Below are 20,207 nucleotides of genomic sequence, written 5' to 3' on the forward strand. Positions count from 1 at the left end.
CCGACGACTCGCCGGTTTGCCTGACCACGATGTCTGCCCTGCTCACACTGCGCGAAGCGATCGACGCCATCACCGAGGCCTTCGACGAAGGCGATGGCTGGGATCGCTATGCCTGGGTCTATATCCGCGGCAAGATCACCGAGCCTTCGTGCAGGCTGTATCTCTCGCACGTCGGCGATGAGGAAGAAGCGCTGATTGCCGATCACGGCGCCGCGCTGCCTGAGTTCGCTGCGCAACATGAGCTGGGCCATTTTCTTGAAGCGGCGGATTTCGCCGAAGTGCTGTTTGTGCAGCCGCGGCAGCAGCCGTCGCCCACACTAGAGGATTTCGCGCGTGCGCTGGAGTATTACCGCAAGCACGATGGTTTTTTGGGTGTGCCGCCCGCAGGCCCCTTGTAGGAGCGCACTTGTGCGCGACCGCAACACCGCACGCTAGCCCCACCATTCAAATTCGCGAACTCGCCGGGCAACCGCGCCACGACCAGCCACCGAGGCGCACCGAAGCTCCGCGGTCGCGCACAAGTGCGCTCCTACAAGGGAGAGAGACACCGTAGCCCCCACTTCGGCGACAATGCACGCCTAATATCGCAGGATCGCCCCATGCCCTGGCTTGAACTCTCCCTCACCGTCCGCGCCGAACAGCAGCCTCGTGTCGAAGAGGCGCTCGATGATCTGGGCGCGCTTTCGATCACGCTGCAGGACGCCGATGCGGAAACGCCGGACGAGCAGGCCATCTTCGAGCCCGGCGTGGGCGAACTGCCGCTGTGGCCGACCATCACGCTCAACGCGCTGTTCGAAGCCGAGACGGATCGGCGCGGCCTGGGCGAAGCCCTGGGCGACCTGCTGCCGTGGCTGGAGCCGGACCAGATGCTGTTCCGCGACGTGGCCGACGAGGACTGGGAGCGCGCGTGGATGGACCAGTTCAAGCCGATGCCGTTCGGCCGGCGCCTGTGGATTTATCCGTGGAACATCGAGCCGCCCGTCGATGAGGACATCGTGGTCGTGCGCCTGGACCCGGGCCTCGCCTTCGGCAGCGGTACGCACCCGACCACGGCGCTGTGCCTGGCATGGCTGGACAGCCTGGATCTGCAGGGCAAGAGCGTGATGGATTTCGGCTGCGGCTCGGGCATCCTTGCCATCGCCGCGCTCAAGCTCGGCGCCGCCGGCGCGGTGGGCGTGGACAATGATCCCCAGGCACTCATCGCCTCGGCCGACAACGCCGAACGCAACGAGGTGGCCGATCGCCTCACCGTGTATCTGCCCGAAGATCTGATTGCAGAACCGGCGGACGTCTTCATCGCCAATATCCTTGCCGGTCCGCTGGGCGAACTGGCGCCGACCTTTGCCGCCGCCGCCAAGCCAGGCGCGCCGTTTGCCATCTCCGGCATCCTGCACGGCCAGGAAGAAGAGCTGCTGGCGCGCTATGCGGAGTGGTTCGAGGACTTGCGCGTGGATACCCAGGAAGACTGGGTGCGCATCAGCGGCCGACGCGCAGGGACGCGCTAGTACAGAGCCACTGAGTGACCGTTCACGATACCGGCATGCCCGCGGGTGATTTGTCTCGCGCGGTGCACTAGGCTTGTTGCAATCCGGTCACCACGGTCCGCATGTACGCCCAATGTCCCGAATGCCTCACCGTGTTCTCGCTGAACACGGAAACGCTTGCGCAGGCGCGCGGCGAGGTCGTGTGCGGACATTGCGAGACGGTATTCGATGCCTTGGCCAGCCTGAGCGACCAGCTGCCGCCGGAGCCGTTCGAGCACCTGCCCCCGCGCATGCCCGAGACGCCACCGCGGCTGGATCTGGCGGTCTATCGGCCATCGGCGGAGCCGGCGGTCGTGGCGGAGGCGCCGGCACCACACGATGTGCTCGACGAATTCGCCCACCTGGTGGTGGCGCCGCGCTTCGCGCGCAAACCGGAGAAGAAGCGCCGCTGGCCCTGGATCACCGCCTGCAGCCTGCTGCTGCTGGCACTGGGCGGGCAGCTGGCATGGGCCAAGCGCGATGCGCTGATCAGCGACGACACGGCGGGCCCGCTGCTGAGAGAGGCCTGCGACACGATGGGTTGCCAGCTGCCTCTCGTGCAGGACATTACGCGGCTGAGCCTGGTCGCGCGCGACGTGCAGGCCCATCCATCGGTGCCGGGCGCGCTGCTGATCACCGCCAACGTGCACAACGACGCGCCGTTCGCACAGCCTTATCCGGTGGTGTCGATCACCTTGTCCGATGCGAACGGCAGCAAGCTCGCCATGCGGCGGCTGCGGCCCAGCGAATACCTCGGCGACAACGCCACTCTGCAAAAAGGCATACCGCCCGATGGCAGCGCGGCCTTGATGCTTGAAGTGGAAGATCCCAGCGGCAAGGCCGTGGCGTTCGAGTTCGATTTCGAATAGACGTCCATTTGATGGCGCGCCATGCAGCGGCCGGCATCGTCTCAGGCCGGTTCGCCGGATTCACACAGGCACATGTCGTGCCACCAATGCAAGTGAATGTCCATAGGACATTTTGGTTGCGTGATCCAAATGCGGTCCCGCCAAACGGGTACTTAAAATTCTCGGCACGCGAGGGTACACTCGCTCCTTCGTCTTGTGCTGCACCCGGCGTTCCATGCGAGCCGCCGCCAGCGGTATTTGCCATAAACACTGCAGCGGCCCACGTAGTCGCTGCGTTAGAACGTGAGGGGAAATGCCCGTGAACGCCGTACGACTGCCTGCCAGCGAGTCTCCGAAAGAGACATCGTCGCAGAGCGCCTTGAGCGAATGCGTCAGCCGCACCGTGCGCCGCTATCTTGCCGATATCGGCGATACGGAATGCGACGAAGGTCTGCACGCGCTCGTCATCCGCGAAGTCGAAGGCCCCCTCCTGCGTGAAGTGCTGGCCTGGCACGACGGCAACCAGAGTCGCGCGGCTGCCGTACTCGGCATCAATCGCGCCACGCTGCGCAAGAAGCTCGCCGCACACGGCCTGCTGTAACACTGCTGCATCATGCGCGCCGGTGGCGCGCATCCCCTTGCATTTGGCCATCCAACTGGCGCACCGCCCGCTTTCAGGCGGCGCCCGCCCCAGGCGGCTATAATGCCCGGCTTCCCCGTCCTGGAAGCCGTCATGCCTGCCTCTGCCGTATCCCCCATTCGTCGCGCGCTGCTTAGCGTGTCCGATAAGACCGGACTGATCGCGCTCGGCCAGCGCCTGCACCAGGCTGGCGTGGAGCTGCTCTCCACCGGCGGCAGCGCCAAGGCGTTGCGTGAGGCGGGCATCCCGGTCAAGGACGTCAGCGACGTCACCGGCTTCCCCGAGATCATGGATGGCCGCGTCAAGACCCTGCATCCCAAGGTGCATGGCGGCCTGCTCGGTCGCCGCGGCACGGACGACGCCGTGATGAGCGAACTGGGCATCGCGCCGATCGACCTGCTGGTGCTCAATCTCTATCCGTTCGAGCAGACCGTGGCACGGGCCGATTGCACGCTGGAAGAAGCGATCGAGAACATCGACATCGGCGGCCCGGCGATGCTGCGTTCTGCCGCCAAGAACTGGAACGACGTGGGCGTGCTCACCTCGCCGGACCAGTACGACGAGGCGCTGGCGGAAATCGAAACGCATGGCGGCCTCACGCGCGCCACGCGCTTCAGGCTCGCCGTCGCCGCGTTCAATCGCGTTTCCAACTACGACGGCGCGATCAGCGATTATCTCTCCGCGCTCAAGCTCAATGACGATTACGACACCATCGCCGGCCATGACGCGTTCCCGGCGCAGGCCAATGGTCGCTTCGTGAAGATGATGGATCTGCGCTACGGCGAGAACCCGCACCAGCAGGCCGCGTTCTACCGCGACCTGTATCCCGCGCCGGGCACGCTGGCCACGTTCCGCCAGCTGCAGGGCAAGGAGTTGTCGTTCAACAACATCGCCGACTCTGATGCCGCGTGGGAATGCGTACGTAGTTTTACCAAGCCGGCCTGCGTCATCGTCAAACACGCGAACCCGTGCGGCGTGGCAGTGAGCCTGGATGGCATCGGCCGTGCTTATGATCTGGCCTACCAGACCGATCCCACCTCGGCCTTCGGCGGCATCATCGCCTTCAACCGCGTGGTGGATGCGGCCACGGCCAAGGCCATCGTGGATAGGCAGTTCGTGGAAGTGGTGCTCGCGCCCGGCTACGAAGACGCAGCGCTCAAGGCCTTCGCCAAGAAGACCAATGTGCGCGTGCTGGAAATTCCGCCGCCGGCCGACGGCGACCTGAGCAAGGCCCATCCCGGCAACGATTGCCGTCGCGTGGGTTCGGGCCTGCTGATCCAGACCGCCGACCGCGCCATGGTCAAGGCCGAGGACCTGAAGATCGTCACGAAGCGCGCACCCACGCCCACCGAGATCGACGACCTGATCTTCGCGTGGAAGGTGGCCAAGTACGTCAAGAGCAATGCCATCGTCTATGCCAGGAACCGCCAGACCATCGGCGTGGGCGCGGGCCAGATGAGCCGCGTGTACAGCGCCAAGATCGCCGGCATCAAGGCCGCCGACGAGAAGCTGGAAGTGCGCGGCTCGGTGATGGCGTCCGATGCGTTCTTCCCGTTCCGCGATGGCATCGACGCGGCGGCTGCCGCCGGCATCCAGGCCGTGATCCAGCCGGGTGGTTCGATGCGCGATGCGGAAGTGATTGCAGCAGCGGACGAGCATGGCATGGCGATGGTGTTCACGGGCATTCGCCATTTCAGGCACTGATTAGCAGTTTTAGCGATACGAAAAGAGGCGCCCCTGGGCGCCTTTTTTCTTGGTGGATACCCACCTGAGACAAATCTGATATCGCCCCAGATCAGACAGTTCTTATGTTTCGCGCAGACCCTCGAGCGGACCATGTGCTTCGTGGACGGCAAGGACGTCCGGCAAGCCAAACGGAAACGGCCATCACTTTCCTCTTCCGCTTAAGGGTCTTGTCATGAACGCCATTTATCGCATTGTGTGGAACGCTGTCACCGCCCGCTGGGTCGTCGCCTCTGAACTGGCCAAGGGCCGCAAGAAGATGTCCAAGGCACGTGGCAGCCGTGCTGTCGCCGTGGCGGCCACCATCGCGGTTGGCCTGATGAGCGCGATCGCATCCACGCATGTCAGCGCCGCCGAATTCATCGGCAACACCGATGCCTGCTCCGGCTCAACCGGGACGATCACCATGACCTACGGCAGCGGCACGGACGCAACGGCGAACTCCGAAGGTATCGCCATTGGCGCCGGCGCCATCGCATCGGCCGCCTGCGCCAGTACCGGTGGTGTCTACTGGGGCTATTCGGCCATCGCCATGGGCACGCATGCGACCAGCCTCAAAGGCGGCATCGCTATGGGTTACGGCTCGTACTCCAACGGCGTCGACAGCCTGGCGCTCGGTGCGGCGGCAGGCGCCACCGGCCGCAGCACCGTCGCCCTCGGCGCGGGTGCGAACGACAATGGACGCAACAACGTGGTTTCCGTGGGTCTGGGCGCTGGCCCGATCGCCCCCAACTACCCGGGCGGCACCACTCCGAATGCCGGCGCTGTGCCGCAGACGCGCCAGCTGATCAATATGGCCGCCGGTACGGCTGCCACCGACGCGGTCAACGTGTCACAGGTCACCCCGGTCGTCACTGCCCTGGGCGGCGGCGCTGCGTTCAACAGCAGCACAGGCGCCGTCACTGGCCCGAGCTATGCACTGGCCAATGCCAACAGCATCAACGGCAGCACGGGCGCCGCTACGGATGTGGGCAGTGCATTCGGCACGGTCGATGCCGCGCTGGGCAAACTCAATACCTCCATGGCTCAGAAGACCAGCGACATCGCCGGCAACACCACCTCGATCAACGACATCACCAATCGGATCAACAACGGTACCGTGGGCCTGGTGCAGCAGGCAGCCGCCGGTGCAGACCTGACCGTGGGCGGCGCTACCGACGGTGCTGCGGTGAACGTCGCCGACAAGAACGGCAACGCCCGCACTCTGAAGAACGTCAAAGCCGGCGTGAACGACAAGGACGCCGTCAACATGTCGCAGCTCAACGCGACCAACGCCGCCGTGACGCAGAACACGGCGAATATCTCCTCGCTGGACCAGCGCGTCACCACCAACGAAGGCGACATCGGCACGATCAACACCAACATCAGCCATATCGATGCCCGCGTCACCCAGAACACCACGGACATCTCCTCGCTGGACAAGCGCGTCACCACCAACGAAGGCGACATCAGCTCGCTCACCACCAATGTCAGCAACATCGACGCCCGCGTCACCCAGAACACCAACAGCATTTCTTCGCTGGATGGCCGCGTGACGAATGTGGAAGGCGGCGTCAGCAACCTCACCAACCAGATCAACAGCGGTTCGGTGGGCATGGTGCAGCAGGCGTCGGCCGGTGCGGACCTGACGGTGGGCAACGCCACCGATGGCGCGGCGGTGGACTTTGCCGACAAGAACGGCAACGCCCGCACGCTGAAGAACGTCAAAGCCGGCGTGAACGACAAGGATGCCGTCAACATGTCGCAGCTCAACGCGACCAATACGGCCGTGACGCAGAACACCACGGATATCTCCTCGCTGGACAAGCGTGTCACCACCAACGAGGGCGACATCGGCACGATCAACACCAACGTCAGCAACATCGACGCCCGCGTCACCCAGAACACCAACAGCATCTCCTCGCTGGACGGACGCGTGACGAACGTGGAAGGCAAAGTCAGCAACCTCACCAACCAGATCAACCAGGGCGAGCTCGGCCTGGTGAAGCAGGACGCCAGCAGCAAGGTGGTGACGGTGGCCAAGGACACCGGCGGCAAGCGAGTGGACATGGCGGGCACCGAGGGCGAGCGCACGGTGACAGGCGTGGCCGAAGGCGACGTGAGCGCGTCCAGCAAGGATGCCGTCAACGGCAGCCAGCTGTTCGCCACCAACCAGCAGGTCGCACAGAACACCGCCGCCATTGCCGGCAACACGGCATCCATCGCCAGCCTGAGCCAGTCGATCAACAACATCACGACCGGCGGCAACGGCGTGAAGTTCTTCCACGCCAACTCAGCAGCCATCGACTCCGTCGCCTCGGGCCGCGAGTCGGTGGCGGTGGGCGGCGGTGCGCAGGCGACGGCGAGCCAGTCGGTGGCGCTGGGTTCGGGTTCGGTGGCGGACCGCGACAACTCGGTGTCGGTAGGTTCGCAGGGCAACGAGCGCCAGATCACCAACGTGAAGGCGGGTACCGCCGATACGGATGCCGTGAACGTGGCGCAGCTGAAGGCCGCTGGCGTGATCAACGGCGACGGCTCGGCCAATGCCGCCGTGACGTACGACCACAACGCGGACGGCTCGGCCAACCATGGCAGCGTCACACTGGGCAACGGTCAGACGGCTGGCGGCACGACCATCCACAACGTGACGGCCGGCGCGGCCGACATGGATGCGGTGAACGTGGCGCAGCTCAACGCGGTCGTATCCCAGGCCACCAGCACGTCGAACGCGATCGCTTCCAACGATGCCGCTGCACCTGCGGCCAAGGCGACCGGCGAGCACTCGGCGGCGATTGGCGGCGGCTCTGTGGCTGACCGCGACAACACCGTGTCGGTGGGTTCGCAGGGCAACGAGCGCCAGATCACCAACGTCAAGGCCGGTGCGACCGACACGGATGCGGTGAACGTCGCCCAGATGAACCAGGCAAGCAGCTCGGCCACCAGCAGCGCCAACAGCTACACGGACCAGCAGGTGGGCAACGTTGCCAAACAGGTCGCCGGCATGCAGCAGCAGATGGACGACCAGTTCCGCAACGTCAACAAGCGCATCAGCGGCAACAACGCCATGAGCACCTCCATGATGACGATGGCGGCCAGCCTCGGCGGCATCGAGACGCAGAACCGCTTCGGTGCCGGCACCGGCTTCTCCAACGGCTCCAAGGCGATTTCCGTCGGCTACCAGCGCGCCATCAGCAAGCGCGCCAACATCACCGTCGGTGCCTCGGTCACCGGTGGCGACAGCTCGGTCGGCGTGGGCGTGGGCATGGGCTGGTAAGCAGGAAATCACGCGGGCAAAAGAAAAGGGCGTCCAGCAAGGACGCCCTTTTTCTTGGCCGGCACCAACGTTGCAGGCCGGCTCCAGCGTTTCAGCTTTCCGCGGCGACACCGACCTTGGGGCTACGCCCTTCCACCCTCTGGGCATACTTCTTCGCCAACACCGCACACGTCATCAGCTGGATCTGATGGAACAGCATGATCGGCAGCACGATGGCGCCCAGCGGATGGCCGGCAAACAGCACCTTGGCCATCGGCACACCGCTGGCGAGACTCTTCTTGGATCCGCAGAAAACGATGGTGATTTCATCCTCGCGCTTAAAGCCCAGTGCACGCGCACCGTAGCGGGTAACGATGAGCGCAATGGCGAGCAGCACGGCGTTGACGATCAGCAGGCCGCCGAGCACGGGCAGTGGGATCTGCTTCCACAAGCCCTGCAGCACCGCCGCACTGAAGGCCGTGTAGACGACCAGCAGGATCGAGCCCTGGTCGACGAAGGACAGCAGCGAGCGGTTGCGTTCCACCCAGCGGCCGATCCAGCGCTGCGCGACCTGGCCGGCCACGAACGGCACCAGCAGTTGCAGCACGATGGCGCCGATGGCATCCCAGTTCATGCCGCCCTGCCCGTGCGATTCCAGCATCACGCCAACCAGCAGCGGCGTGATGAAGATGCCAAGCATGCTCGAGGCGGAGGCGGAACAAATCGCCGCCGGCACATTGCCGCGCGCCATCGAGGTGAAGGCGATCGATGACTGCACCGTCGAGGGCAGCGTGCACAGGAACAACACGCCCAGGTAAAGCGAAGGCGTCACCAGCGGGGACAGCACGGGACGCAGCAGCAGTCCCAGCACCGGGAACAGCACGAAAGTACTGGCCAACACCGTCAGATGCAGGCGCCAGTGCGTCATGCCGGCCACCACGGCTTCGCGCGAGAGCTTGGCGCCGTGCAGGAAGAACAGCAGTGCGATGGCCATGTCGGTGAGCACATTGAACACGCTCGCCGTGGTGCCGCGGCAGGGCAACAGGCTGGCCAGCACCACCGTGACGATCAGGGCGCAGGTGAAGCGGTCGGGCAGGAAGCGACTCAGGGACATGGCCGTGGCACGCGCAAATCGGGGACTGCGCTATTGGACTGCCAGACCATTGATTAATCAAATCGTTTTATCTGATCCACTGATACACTATTGGCATGAATATCAGCCTGCGCCAGCTTCGTGCCTTTCTTGCCGTGGCCCGCCAGCAGCATTTCCGCCGGGCGGCGGAGAGCATGCACCTGAGCCAGCCGGCGGTGAGCCGCCATATCGCGGATCTGGAAGCGGAGCTGGGCATCCGCCTGTTCGATCGCACCACCCGCGAAGTGCTGCCCACCGAGGCGGGCCGCTATCTGGAAAGCGCGATCGGGCGCGTGCTCGACGAACTGGAGGGCGTGCTCTCGCACGTGCACTCGGAAAGTGAGCGCAAGCGCGGCAAGGTGCATGTGGCCTCGGTGCCCACTTTGTCAGCGGGCTTGATGCCCCAGTGCATCGCCGACTGCGCTGCGCGCTATCCCGAACTCACCATCCAGTTGCACGACCAGGCGCAAACCATGGTGCTGGATAGCGTGCGCGGCGGCGAAGTGGATTTCGGCGTGGCGATCGATCCGCCGCTCACCGGCGAATTTGATAGCGAACGCCTGTTGCGCGATCCGTTTGTGCTGGTCTGCCGGCCCGATCATCCGCTCGCGCAGCTCGAACGCGTGCCCTGGCGCAAGTTGCAGGGGCAGCCATTGATCCTGCTCGACTATTCCTCCGGCAGCCGTCGCCTGATCGATCACGCGCTGGCGAGCCGCGGTATCGAGGCCAACATCGTGCAGCAGACTGGCCACACGTTCACTACGTTCCGCATGGTCGAAGCGGGGCTTGGCATCAGCGTGAGCCCCGCACTGGCGCCGCCGCCACCCACCCTGGTGACGCGACCGCTGACGCCGCAGGAAAGTCGCGAGGTGGTGTTGATCAAGCGCCGGCAGCGGTCGCTGTCGCCGTTGGCGATGCTGGTTTGGGAGCGGCTGCGCGAGCTGACCCGCACGATGTAACCGCGCCCTGTGGGAGCGCACCCTGTGCGCGACTGGGCGTCTCGGCTAGAACCGGACGTTCCAGTGTCATGAGGGCTTGTCGCGCACAGGGTGCGCTCCCACAGTTTTTTTGAGGGGGTCGAACGGTGATGATCGAGGCGATGCCGGAATCACGCTTCGTTGAATGCGCAGCACCTAGCCTCGCCCTCTTCTTCTGAGGCTCTCGTCATGCGCTACAAGCTTTACTACTGGAGCGGCATCCAGGGACGCGGCGAATTTGTTCGGCTCGCACTGGAGGATGCCGGCGCCGACTACGACGATGTCGCGCGCGAACAGGGCGACCAGGCCATGATGCCGTTCCTGCACGGCAAACATCCGGGCGCGTTGCCATTCGCGCCGCCCTTTTTATCCGCGGGCAAGCAGGTGATTGCGCAGGCCGCCAACATCCTTGCGTACCTGGGGCCTCGCCATGGCCTGGTGCCCGCATCAGAATCCGCGCAGCGCTATGCGATGCAACTGCAGCAGACGGTGACCGATATCGTCGCCGAGGTGCACGACACGCATCACCCGATATCCGGTGATCTGTACTACGAGCAGCAACGCAGCGAGGCGCGCAAGCGTTCCAACGCGTTCTGCGAAGCGCGCATCCCCAAATTCCTGGGCTATTTCGAGCAAGTGCTCGACCGTGGCGATGGACGCCACGCGATTGGGCGCCGCCACTCCTATGTGGATCTGTCGCTGTTCCAGCTGATGTCGGGACTGGACTATGCGTTTCCCAATGCGATGAAAGCCATCCGCCGTCGCACCACGAAACTCAGTGCATTGCAGGACCGCGTGGCCGAGCGGCCGAATATCGCGGCCTATCTGGCCTCGGATCGACGCATTGCGTTCAACGAGGACGGCATCTTCCGCCACTACCCGGAACTGGACGAGCGCTAGAACACCGCGATGATGATCGCGCCGAGCACGATCAAACCGCCGCCGATCGCCAGCGACCAGCTCAGCTGTTCGCCCAGCAACAACACGCCGAGCACGATGGCGATGGCCACGCTCAATTTGTCGATGGGCGCGACGCGGCTCACCGGACCCAACTGCAACGCGCGGTAATAGCAAAGCCATGAGAGGCCCGTGGCGATGCCCGACAGCACCAGGAAGACCCAGCTGCTGGTGGGCAACCCCGTGGGGCGCGCCCATTCGTTGCGCAGGCTGAGAATGCCGGCCGTGACCAGCAGGATCACGATGGTGCGAATGAAAGTGGCGAGGTTGGAGTTGATGCCCGCCACGCCGAGCTTGCCGAACAATGCCGTCAGCGCGGCGAAGAACGCCGAACCCAACGCAAACAGCAGCCAGCTCTCGCGCAGATTCATTCGGTCCTCGCCGCTGGCAGTCGCACGGACTTACTGGCCGCCGTTGTCCTGGTCTTCGGCGGACTTGCTCTTGCCCCACTCCATCACCTTGTACATCACCGGCTTCACCGGCTCGCCAGCCTGATTGGACCAGGCGCCCTTCTGGTCGACGATATAGGTCTGCGGAATGCCGCTCTTGGGCGTCACCACCACCATGTAGACCTGGCCGCTGCGGCTGTATTCCTGGATGGTCTGGTCGCCCTGCGTGACCACTCTCACCTGCGGCGGCGCATTGCCGTTGGCATCGCGCGGCTGGGCGTCGGAGGTGGCCGGGGAGGAAGTCTCTGGTGCGCTCAGGGTGGCTTCCGTATCCGCGGAGACATTGCCCGATGCCGATTTCTTGGTGGCGGCGGACTTGGGCGCGGGGGCTGTCTTGGGCGCCGGCGGCGGGGGCGTCGCCTTCACACCCGGGTCGTTCATGCCCGGCGGCGGCGGGGCCGGCGGAAACTGGCTGGCGGACGACTGGGCAAGCGCATGGGACGCGATGGCCACACCAAGAACGGCAAGCAAAGCGACGGGTTTCATGATGATGGCCTCCTGTGGAGAGTGGAGCATATCAGCGCCGAACCGCACGGCTCGTGAAGCGTCCCCGGAGCGTCGCGGAGGGACCGGGACGGCGTTGCGCCGCGCCTCAACCCACAGCCGTGCAGCCCGGTGCACGCGTGCGACAATTGCGGCATGGCCAAGCTCATCCTGATCGACGGTTCCTCCTACCTCTACCGCGCCTTCCATGCGCTCCCACCGCTCACCAATTCGCAGGGCGAGCCCACCGGCGCGCTGTTTGGCGTGGTGAACATGCTGCGCGCCACGCTCAAGGCCAAGCCCGATTACGTGGCCTTTGTCAGCGATGCGCCGGGGCCCACCTTCCGCAACCAGCTCTACGACCAGTACAAGGCCAATCGCCCGCCCATGCCGGACGATTTGCGCGCCCAGGTGGACCCCATGCTCGCCATCGTCGGCGCGCTCGGCTTTCCCATCCTGCGCGTGGCCGGGGTAGAAGCCGACGACGTGATCGGCACGCTCACCGAGCAGGCGCACGCGCAAGGTATCGAGGTGGAGATTTCCACCGGCGACAAGGATCTCGCGCAGCTGGTGCGCCCTGGCGTCACCCTGGTCAACACCATGACCAACACCACCACCGACAGCGCGGGCGTAATGGACAAGTTCGGCGTCGAGCCCTCGCAAATCGTGGATTTTCTTTCGCTCACCGGCGACACCGTGGACAACGTGCCGGGCGTGCCCAAGTGCGGCCCCAAGACCGCGGCGAAATGGCTGGCCGAATACGGCACGCTGGATAACCTGATTGCCAACGCCGACAAGATCGGCGGCAAGATTGGCGAGAGCCTGCGCGCCGCGCTGCCGCAGCTGCCGCTGTCGCGCGACCTGGTGACGATCAAGCTCGATGTGCCGCTGGATGAGTCGGTATCGCAGCTGACGTTCCGCGAACGGCATAGCGAGGCATTGCGCGAGTTGTACACGCGCTACGACTTCAAGGCGGCGCTTAAGGAAATGGATGCCGAAGCCGGCGCAACAACCACACCTGTGGGAGCGCACCCTGTGCGCGACGCGGGCGCAGCGGTCTTAGCCGACGCTACCGACACGGCCAGTCGCGCACAGGGTGCGCTCCCACAAGAGCCTGAGCACGCGGCGAATCTTGCGATGGCCGGCCAATACGAACTGGTCACCACGCAGGCGCAGTTCGAAAGCTGGCTGGCAAAGATCGCCACGGCGCCGCTGGTGTCGTTCGATACCGAAACCACCTCGATCGATTCGATGCAGGCCGACATCGTGGGCCTGAGCCTGTCGGTGGAACCGGGCCATGCCTGTTATGTGCCGCTGGCGCACGACTATCCCGGCGCGCCCGCGCAGCTGTCGCGCGAGCAGGTGCTCGCCACGCTCAAGCCGTTCTTCGAGGACGCGACCCGTCCCAAGATGGGACAGCACGCCAAGTACGACATCAATATCCTGTCCAACTACGGCATCCATCTGCGCGGCCTCAAGCACGATTCCATGCTGGAGTCGTATATCTGGAATGCCACGGCCACGCGCCACGACATGGATTCGCTGGCGCGCAAATACCTGGGCGTGGAAACGATCAAGTACGAGCAGGTTGCAGGCAAGGGCGCCAAGCAGATTTCGTTCTCGCAGGTGGATCTGGACACCGCCTGCCGCTACGCCGCCGAAGATGCCGACATCACGCTGCGCCTGCACCACGCGCTGTGGCCGAAGCTGGAGAGCGAGCCGTCGCTGCGCTCGGTCTACGAAAACATCGAGATACCGCTGATTCCCGTGCTCGCCTCGATGGAACAGCGCGGCGTGCTGATCGACGTCAGCGAGCTTCGCATGCAGAGCCAGCAGCTCGGCAAGCGCATGCTGGAACTGCAGCAGGAAGCGTGGAAAGGCGCGGGGCACGAGTTCAACCTTGATTCGCCCAAGCAGTTGCAGGCCGTGCTGTTCGATGAGCTCGGGCTGTCGGCGAAGGTGAAGACGCCGACTGGCCAGCCGTCCACCAACGAGGAAGCGCTGGCCGCCATCGCGGACGATCACGCGCTGCCGCGCCTGATCCTCGACTATCGCGGGCTGGCCAAGCTGCGTTCGACCTATACGGACAAGCTGGCGGAGATGGTCAATCCGCGCACCGGGCGCGTGCACACCAGTTATCACCAGGGTTCGGTGGCCACGGGGCGCGTGTCCTCGTCCGATCCCAACCTGCAGAACATTCCCATCCGCACCGAAGAGGGCCGCCGCATCCGCCAGGCCTTCGTGGCGCCACCGGGTTGGGTGGTGCTGGCTGCCGACTATTCGCAGATCGAGCTGCGCATCATGGCGCACCTGTCCGGCGATGAAGGGCTGGTCAAGGCATTCAAGGAAGGCGGCGACGTGCATCGCGCCACCGCCGCCGAAGTGTTCGGGCTGGCGCCTGAAGAAGTGAGCGCCAACCAGCGCCGCGCGGCCAAGGCGATCAACTTTGGCCTGATGTACGGCATGAGTGCGTTTGGTCTTGCACGCCAGCTCGGCGTGGATCGCGGCGAAGCCAGCGACTATATGGCGCGCTACTTCGCGCGCTATCCGGGCGTGCATGCCTTCATGGAAGCGACGCGCCAGCAGGCGCATCGCGACGGCTATGTGGAGACGCTGTTCGGCCGCCGCCTGTATCTGGAAAACCTGCAGTCGCGCAACCAGGCACTGCGCGCCGGGGCCGAACGCGCCGCGGTGAATGCGCCGATGCAGGGCACCGCGGCGGACATCATCAAGCGCGCCATGCTCGCCGTGCACGACTGGCTGCAACCCCGCGACGACGCGCACATGCTGATGCAGGTGCACGATGAACTGGTCTTCGAGGTGCGTCAGGATGTGGTCGAGGAGGTGCGTGCCGGGGTTGTCTCACGCATGTCGGCGGCCGCGGAGCTGTCCGTGCCGCTGCTGGTGGAGGCTGGGGTGGGCAAGAATTGGGATGAGGCGCACTGAGGGTGAGATGGGGGGCTCCAGCACCCTCTTCCTCCACCTGTGGGAGCGCACCCTGTGCGCGACGACCCATCGGAGAGGTGGCCCTCAGCGCCGCTGTCGCGCACAGGGTGCGCTCCCACAGTTTCGGCGCGGGGCTGCGCAGCGAAATGTTCGATTTTCGTCAAATGAACGCCTGCTAACCAAAATCGGATGCGGCAGTGCAACTTTCGCCGTCTGGCGCGTTCTTATATCTCGGATGCACGCAACGGCATCCGCGGGCTCGCCACCTCCCTGGACGAGCCCAAACGGTAAAGCGAACCTCTCCCCTGGGTTTCGCTTTCCACCCCGGCCCCGAGGATTCCCCCCTAATCCTCGGGGCTTTTTCTTGCCTGGCATCCAGCCCAGACGCATGAAAGGACAGCGAGCACACAAGCCGCTAGGATCTGCGCACTGACTCAAGAGTCACCGCTGCGTGCAGATCAAGGGAAAAGTCACCTCATTCGATATCGCCCACCTGGCCGGGGTCTCCCAGTCCACGGTGTCGCGCGCCTTGCGCGGCAGTCCGCTGGTCAACGAGGAGACGCGCCGGCGCATCCAGGCCGCGGTCGATGAGCTGAACTACAAGGTCGACAAGAACGCCTCGGGCCTGCGCGCCAAGCACACCGGCACGCTGGCCCTGCTGCTGTTCGAGGACCCGACCGCGGACGAGTCCCATATCAATCCGTTCTTTCTTTCGATGCTCGGCTCGATCACCCGCGCCAGCGCGCAGCGCGGCTACGACCTGCTGATCTCGTTCCAGCAGTTCTCGCGCGACTGGCACGCCGACTACGCGGACAGCATGAAGGCCGACGGCATCATCCTGCTCGGCTACGGCGATTACCTGGCCACGCGCGACAAGCTGCAGAAGCTGGTGGACCAGGGCACCCGCTGCGTGCGCTGGGGCGCGGTGCTGCCCGATCAGCCGGATGTATCCGTGGGCTGCGACAACCTCAGCGGCGGCCGCGAGGTCACTGCGCACCTGCTCGAACAAGGCTGCCGCCGCATCGCCTTCCTGGGCGACGCCTCCAGCCACTATCCTGAATTCTTCGATCGCTATCGCGGCTATGCACGCGCCCTGAGCGACGCCGGGCTGCACGTTGAGCCCTTGCTGCAAGTCAATGCGGAAAGCACTGAGCGGTCCGGCTACGACGCGCTGGAAACGCTGCTGTCGCGGGGTGTGAGCTTCGATGCGGTGTTCGCCGCCAGCGACCTGATCGCTTTTGGCGCGATGCGTGCGCTCGCCGACCACGGTCTGCGCGTGCCGGACGATGTGGCGCTGGCGGGTTTTGACGATATCCCGATGGCGAGCTTCGTCAGTCCGCCGCTCACGACGGTATTGCAGGACACCAAGCTCGCAGGCGAGATCCTGGTCGACAATTTGCTCGCGCTGATTCGCGGCGAGCCGGCACAAAGCGGGATGTTGCCGGCGAAGTTGATCGTGCGGAAATCCAGCGTCAAACGCTGAAGAAATCCCACTGTAGGAGCGCACTTGTGCGCGACAACCCGATGGCGATGACGTCTGGTAGTCCGCGGTCGCGCACAAGTGCGCTCCTACATTTTGAGATTAATGCGCTACTACCGGGTCCAACCGCGTCGACGGTTCTGCGACCCGYAACGTGCACAGCCCCGCGATCAGCAGGCTCGCCCCGCCCATCGCCAGCGCCCAGATCGCCTGGCCATGGAAGAACAGCCTCAGCAACAGGCCCAACACACTGGCCGCCATCAGCTGCGGAATCACGATGAAGAAATTGAAGATGCCCATATAGACGCCCATCTTCGACGCCGGCAGGTTGTCCGACAGCAGCGCGTACGGCAGCGACAGGATCGAGGCCCACGCAAAACCCACGCCCACCATCGACAGCAACAGCCACTGCGGATCGCGGATCACCAGGATCGACAGCAGGCCCGCACCGCCCAGCGCGCAATTGAGCAGATGACTGATGCGCAGGCCCCAGCGACGCACCATCCACGGAATGGCGGCAGCCGCCACCGCCGCGAAGGCGTTGTACGCGGCAAACAGCACGCCCACCCAGTTGGCACCTTCGTTATAAGCGGCCGAATGGACATCGGTGGTGCCGTAATGCACTGAAGTCACCGCAGCCGTGGTGTAGATCCACAAGGCGAACAAAGCAAACCAGGAGAAAAACTGCACGACGGCAAGCCGGCGCATGGATTCGGGCATGCCGTAGAGATCGCCCATCACCTGCTTCAGCATGCCGCTGCTGCGTGTGATGGACAGCCATGAAAACAGTGCGCCGAACAGCACCAGGCCGCCCGCCAGCAGATACAGCTCTTTCTCCAGCGCGTAGTGGCGGATCGCCACCAGCAGCGCGGCGCCCGCGATGATCAGCAGCACGCCGAAGCGCCACGCTCCCGACGCGTTCGTCACGGTGGTCTCGACCTGACCATCGGTGAAAGCTTCCAGCTCACCCGGCGGATATTCGCGCGTGGTGAGCACCGTCCACAGCACCGAGCCCAGCAGCACCACGCCGCCGAGATAGAACGCGTATTTCACCGTATCGGGAATGGCGCCCTCGCCCGCCACATTGCTCACGCCGAGCTTGGCCAGCAGCCAGGGCAGCAGCGAGGCCACCACCGAGCCCACGCCGATGAAGAAGCTCTGCATCGCATAGCCCACGGGGCGTTGGCGCGGCGGCAGCTGGTCGCCTACGAAGGCGCGGAACGGCTCCATCGAAATATTGATCGAGGCATCCATGATCCACAGCAGCCCTGCCGCCACCCACAGCACCGGCGAGTTGGGCATGCACAGCAGCGCCAGCGTGGTGAGCACCGCACCGATCAGGAAATACGGACGACGACGGCCCAACTTTGTCCACGTACGATCGGACAAGTAACCGATGATCGGCTGCACCAGCAGACCCGAGAACGGCGCGGCGATCCACAGCGCCGGGATATCGCCGACGTCCGCGCCCAGGGTCTGGAAGATGCGGCTGACGTTCGCGTTCTGCAGGGCGAATCCAAACTGGATGCCCAGGAAACCGAAGCACATGTTCCAGATCTGCCAGAACGACAGCTCGGGCTTGCGCGTCATGGCTTGGCCGTGACCGGCGACGGCGACACCAGCATGGCCTCGACCTTGGTATCGTTGACCGGGCCGCTCGCCCCGCCCTGCTCGCCGGTGTAGTGCGCGTTGTGGCGCAAGTCACTCATGTTGAATCCCTGGTCCAGTCGGTAGCGGCAAATCGCACCCGCCCGCGTCAAGAAGGTGGCCGTGGCGGAGCGCTGCGTGCCCACACTATGCGGCATCACCACCGGTACGCGCTGTGGCGCTGCACCATCGCACGACACGTCCAGCAACTTCACCGCGGCGGTGACGCCGGTGTTGATCGGCCCGTGGTCGTTTACATAGTCGAATGACACGCTGAACGAGCCATCCTTCGGCGCCTTCCACTCCCACGGTCCTGGCCCTGCAAGGCGCGTTTCCTCGCCCTTGCAGGTGGCCATGCTCGGCAAGGATTCCAGACCGTCGTCTCCGACGCGCGTGAGCTGGAAGCACTGGCGCGTGTTGCCCTTGGGCAGCGTGAGGCTGCCGTCGATCGGGCCCACGCGATGGCCGTCCAGATACAACATGCCCTTGCCCTGGAAACCGACCTGCCAGCGATTGCCGTTTTCGGTAACCGCGGGCGCATCGGGCATCTCCGCAGCGAACAGCGGCGCATCGGTGCGCAGCGGCTTTGCGCCGGAATGAATCGCCTTCAGCTGCACGATGGTCTCGTCGCCCTCGCGATGCTGCGACTGGGTCACCAGCAGATCACCGTCGAGCTTGGCCGGACGCACCAGGGTGATGCGCTGGCCGGCCAGATCCAGCGTGATTTTCTGCTTGTCGCCAAACAGCGGCGCTACCCACGACGCAGGCAACTTCGGTTCAATGTGCCCGCCATCGTCGAGACCGAACACACCGCTGATCACCATGTCGAGATAACCCGCCACCGACCACAGCTGACGCGGCGAATTGACCACCGGACCACTGAGCTTGCCCTCGTCGACATGCACGGCCTGGGAGACCAGCTCGTAGTTCTCCATATTGGACGAGGCGAGCGCGGCGCCGCGCAGGATCGAATCCATCTCGTGCGCAATGCGCGTCGAGTCGTTCACCGTGCGCGCGGCGCGCAGCGCGTAGGCACTCACGAACGGCCAGATCGCGCGGTTGTGATAGACCGGCTGATCCTTGCGCTCCGGCCAGATCACCGGGCTGCCCGCCTGCCAGGCGGGATAGTTGTCCAGCGACTGCTTCGCCCTGGGGGTATCGGCCACGCCGCTGGTCACCGCCAGCGAAATGCCGAGCAGGTCGTAACTGTCGACCGGCATGGCTTCGGGACCGAGGTAGCTCATGTACATGCCGCGGTCGGTGCGCCAGAAGTGCGCGTTGATCGCCTGCTTCAGTGCAGCCGCCTGCACGCGAAAGTCCTTGGCCGAAGCATCGTGCTGCTGATCCGCCAGCTGCGCCGCGAGTTGCAGGGCCTGGTAGTGCAACACGTTGGTGGACAGCGCGAACGATTCGCCGATATAGCGCACGTCTTTCTCGGTCCACGCGGGATAGGTCTGTTCGCGCCAGTCGAGGAAGGAGGTTTCGCCGCGATAAAGGCCCAGCTTGCTGTCGAAGACGTAGAGACGATCCTGCGCCAGCGTGTCCTTCAGCGCACGCCAGGTGTCCTCGGCGAACGCCTTTTGGCCCAGCAGATGCCTGGCACCGAGGAACCACACCACGCGATCGGTGCTGATCGGCCAGCTGCCGCCCGAACCGGTGTCCTGCATCACGTAGAGGCCTTGCGTGGCCGCGGGCTCGCGCACATCGGAGAGCTTGAAGCGCAGCGACTCGCGCGCTCGATCCGCATCGATGCGCCACAGTGCGAGGTCAATCGAGTACGAGACGTCGCGCGTCCACACATACGGCCACTTCTCGCCCGTGGCGTAGCAACGGCAGGGAATTTCCTTGCCGTGGTCGTAGGCACCGTCCTTGATGGCAGATACCGCATCGTGGCTGAGATCGTCCTGCGCCATCGCGAACAGGCCATCGAACAGCGGGCTCGCCGTATGCACGGACAACTTCTGAGCGGCAATGCTGCGGTCGCCGTTTGGAGCATGGAGCACGAAGCTGCCGTTGGCCTCGCTGCTCATGCTGGCGGTTTTGCCCTTCCAGCTCACATCGCCGTGGGGCGTGATGGCCTGGGCATGGACAACGCCGGCAAGCAGCGATGCTGCGCAAGCCAGCGCGAGACGCGCACGACGCATGGGCGC

Annotated in this window: 15 protein-coding genes; 10 read left to right on the forward strand and 5 right to left on the reverse strand. The window is 64.7% G+C overall.

The features are described from left to right. Positions 1-29 precede the first annotated feature (29 nt). The 6 genes from AC1DMG_RS02430 to AC1DMG_RS02455 all read left to right on the forward strand — a co-directional run bounded on the left by AC1DMG_RS02430 (position 30) and on the right by AC1DMG_RS02455 (position 8,007). Entirely contained in the window at positions 30-398 is a 369-nt protein-coding gene (locus tag AC1DMG_RS02430; protein WP_441604831.1) for a DUF7716 domain-containing protein, read from the forward strand. A 201-nt stretch (positions 399-599) separates the two neighbouring features. Beyond that, positions 600-1,505, forward strand: coding sequence for a 50S ribosomal protein L11 methyltransferase (gene prmA / locus AC1DMG_RS02435; RefSeq protein ID WP_441611479.1), 906 nt, complete (start codon positions 600-602; stop codon positions 1,503-1,505). Between the two features lie 101 nt (positions 1,506-1,606). Beyond that, positions 1,607-2,392 (forward strand): zinc-ribbon and DUF3426 domain-containing protein, encoded by a 786-nt coding sequence (locus tag AC1DMG_RS02440; RefSeq protein ID WP_441604833.1) that lies wholly within the window; start codon positions 1,607-1,609, stop codon positions 2,390-2,392. 292 nt (positions 2,393-2,684) lie between these two features. Beyond that, positions 2,685-2,972 (forward strand): helix-turn-helix domain-containing protein, encoded by a 288-nt coding sequence (locus AC1DMG_RS02445; protein WP_046970233.1) that lies wholly within the window; start codon positions 2,685-2,687, stop codon positions 2,970-2,972. Between the two features lie 132 nt (positions 2,973-3,104). After that, a complete protein-coding gene (gene purH, locus AC1DMG_RS02450) occupies positions 3,105-4,715 on the forward strand; it encodes a bifunctional phosphoribosylaminoimidazolecarboxamide formyltransferase/IMP cyclohydrolase (RefSeq protein WP_441611481.1) in 1,611 nt (536 codons plus the stop codon). A 214-nt stretch (positions 4,716-4,929) separates the two neighbouring features. Beyond that, positions 4,930-8,007, forward strand: coding sequence for an ESPR-type extended signal peptide-containing protein (locus AC1DMG_RS02455; protein ID WP_441604835.1), 3,078 nt, complete (start codon positions 4,930-4,932; stop codon positions 8,005-8,007). 91 nt (positions 8,008-8,098) lie between these two features. Here the strand turns inward: AC1DMG_RS02455 and AC1DMG_RS02460 are convergent, their stop codons facing one another. Beyond that, a complete protein-coding gene (locus tag AC1DMG_RS02460; protein ID WP_441604836.1) occupies positions 8,099-9,100 on the reverse strand; it encodes a bile acid:sodium symporter family protein in 1,002 nt (333 codons plus the stop codon). Between the two features lie 95 nt (positions 9,101-9,195). On the opposite strand from AC1DMG_RS02460, the gene AC1DMG_RS02465 reads away from it, so the two are divergent. Then, positions 9,196-10,077: a LysR family transcriptional regulator gene (locus tag AC1DMG_RS02465; RefSeq protein ID WP_441604837.1), complete on the forward strand. Its 882-nt coding sequence runs from the start codon at positions 9,196-9,198 to the stop codon at positions 10,075-10,077. 207 nt (positions 10,078-10,284) lie between these two features. Then, positions 10,285-10,995, forward strand: coding sequence for a glutathione S-transferase (locus tag AC1DMG_RS02470; RefSeq protein ID WP_441604838.1), 711 nt, complete (start codon positions 10,285-10,287; stop codon positions 10,993-10,995). Here AC1DMG_RS02470 and AC1DMG_RS02475 read toward each other — a convergent pair. Both AC1DMG_RS02475 and AC1DMG_RS02480 read right to left on the reverse strand, forming a co-directional pair. Continuing rightward, the gene (locus tag AC1DMG_RS02475; protein ID WP_046970238.1) at positions 10,992-11,423 is read right to left on the reverse strand and encodes an EamA family transporter; all 432 of its coding nucleotides are present in this window, start codon (positions 11,421-11,423) and stop codon (positions 10,992-10,994) included. The genes AC1DMG_RS02470 and AC1DMG_RS02475 overlap by 4 nt on opposite strands. A gap of 30 nt (positions 11,424-11,453) precedes the next feature. Beyond that, positions 11,454-11,987, reverse strand: a complete 534-nt coding sequence (locus AC1DMG_RS02480; RefSeq protein ID WP_441604839.1) for a DUF2782 domain-containing protein — start codon at positions 11,985-11,987, stop codon at positions 11,454-11,456. Between the two features lie 153 nt (positions 11,988-12,140). Here AC1DMG_RS02480 and polA point away from each other — a divergent pair, with 153 nt between their 5' ends. Together polA and AC1DMG_RS02490 are read left to right on the forward strand one after the other, a co-directional pair. After that, on the forward strand, positions 12,141-14,930 hold the full coding sequence (gene polA / locus AC1DMG_RS02485; protein ID WP_441611485.1) for a DNA polymerase I: 2,790 nt from the start codon (positions 12,141-12,143) through the stop codon (positions 14,928-14,930). A gap of 457 nt (positions 14,931-15,387) precedes the next feature. Further along, positions 15,388-16,413, forward strand: coding sequence for a LacI family DNA-binding transcriptional regulator (locus AC1DMG_RS02490; RefSeq protein ID WP_441604859.1), 1,026 nt, complete (start codon positions 15,388-15,390; stop codon positions 16,411-16,413). A gap of 99 nt (positions 16,414-16,512) precedes the next feature. Here the strand turns inward: AC1DMG_RS02490 and AC1DMG_RS02495 are convergent, their stop codons facing one another. After that, complete coding sequence (locus tag AC1DMG_RS02495) at positions 16,513-18,000, reverse strand: MFS transporter (protein ID WP_441604841.1); 1,488 nt, start codon at positions 17,998-18,000, stop codon at positions 16,513-16,515. Continuing rightward, entirely contained in the window at positions 17,997-20,201 is a 2,205-nt protein-coding gene (locus tag AC1DMG_RS02500; protein ID WP_441604842.1) for an alpha-L-rhamnosidase-related protein, read from the reverse strand. The genes AC1DMG_RS02495 and AC1DMG_RS02500 overlap by 4 nt, the downstream gene beginning before the upstream one ends. Between the last annotated feature and the right edge of the window lie 6 nt (positions 20,202-20,207).

Source organism: Dyella sp. 01N36 (genome assembly GCF_056399745.1).

What these genes read in the sequence shown, in the direction of transcription:
- AC1DMG_RS02445 (WP_046970233.1), top strand. Translation starts at nt 2,685, where the DNA reads ATGCCCGTGAACGCCGTACGACTGCCTGCCAGCGAGTCTCCGAAAGAG.
- AC1DMG_RS02480 (WP_441604839.1), bottom strand. Translation starts at nt 11,987, where the DNA reads ATGAAACCCGTCGCTTTGCTTGCCGTTCTTGGTGTGGCCATCGCGTCC.
- AC1DMG_RS02475 (WP_046970238.1), bottom strand. Translation starts at nt 11,423, where the DNA reads ATGAATCTGCGCGAGAGCTGGCTGCTGTTTGCGTTGGGTTCGGCGTTC.
- prmA (WP_441611479.1), top strand. Translation starts at nt 600, where the DNA reads ATGCCCTGGCTTGAACTCTCCCTCACCGTCCGCGCCGAACAGCAGCCT.
- AC1DMG_RS02470 (WP_441604838.1), top strand. Translation starts at nt 10,285, where the DNA reads ATGCGCTACAAGCTTTACTACTGGAGCGGCATCCAGGGACGCGGCGAA.
- AC1DMG_RS02500 (WP_441604842.1), bottom strand. Translation starts at nt 20,201, where the DNA reads ATGCGTCGTGCGCGTCTCGCGCTGGCTTGCGCAGCATCGCTGCTTGCC.
- purH (WP_441611481.1), top strand. Translation starts at nt 3,105, where the DNA reads ATGCCTGCCTCTGCCGTATCCCCCATTCGTCGCGCGCTGCTTAGCGTG.
- AC1DMG_RS02430 (WP_441604831.1), top strand. Translation starts at nt 30, where the DNA reads ATGTCTGCCCTGCTCACACTGCGCGAAGCGATCGACGCCATCACCGAG.
- AC1DMG_RS02440 (WP_441604833.1), top strand. Translation starts at nt 1,607, where the DNA reads ATGTACGCCCAATGTCCCGAATGCCTCACCGTGTTCTCGCTGAACACG.
- AC1DMG_RS02465 (WP_441604837.1), top strand. Translation starts at nt 9,196, where the DNA reads ATGAATATCAGCCTGCGCCAGCTTCGTGCCTTTCTTGCCGTGGCCCGC.
- AC1DMG_RS02455 (WP_441604835.1), top strand. Translation starts at nt 4,930, where the DNA reads ATGAACGCCATTTATCGCATTGTGTGGAACGCTGTCACCGCCCGCTGG.
- polA (WP_441611485.1), top strand. Translation starts at nt 12,141, where the DNA reads ATGGCCAAGCTCATCCTGATCGACGGTTCCTCCTACCTCTACCGCGCC.
- AC1DMG_RS02460 (WP_441604836.1), bottom strand. Translation starts at nt 9,100, where the DNA reads ATGTCCCTGAGTCGCTTCCTGCCCGACCGCTTCACCTGCGCCCTGATC.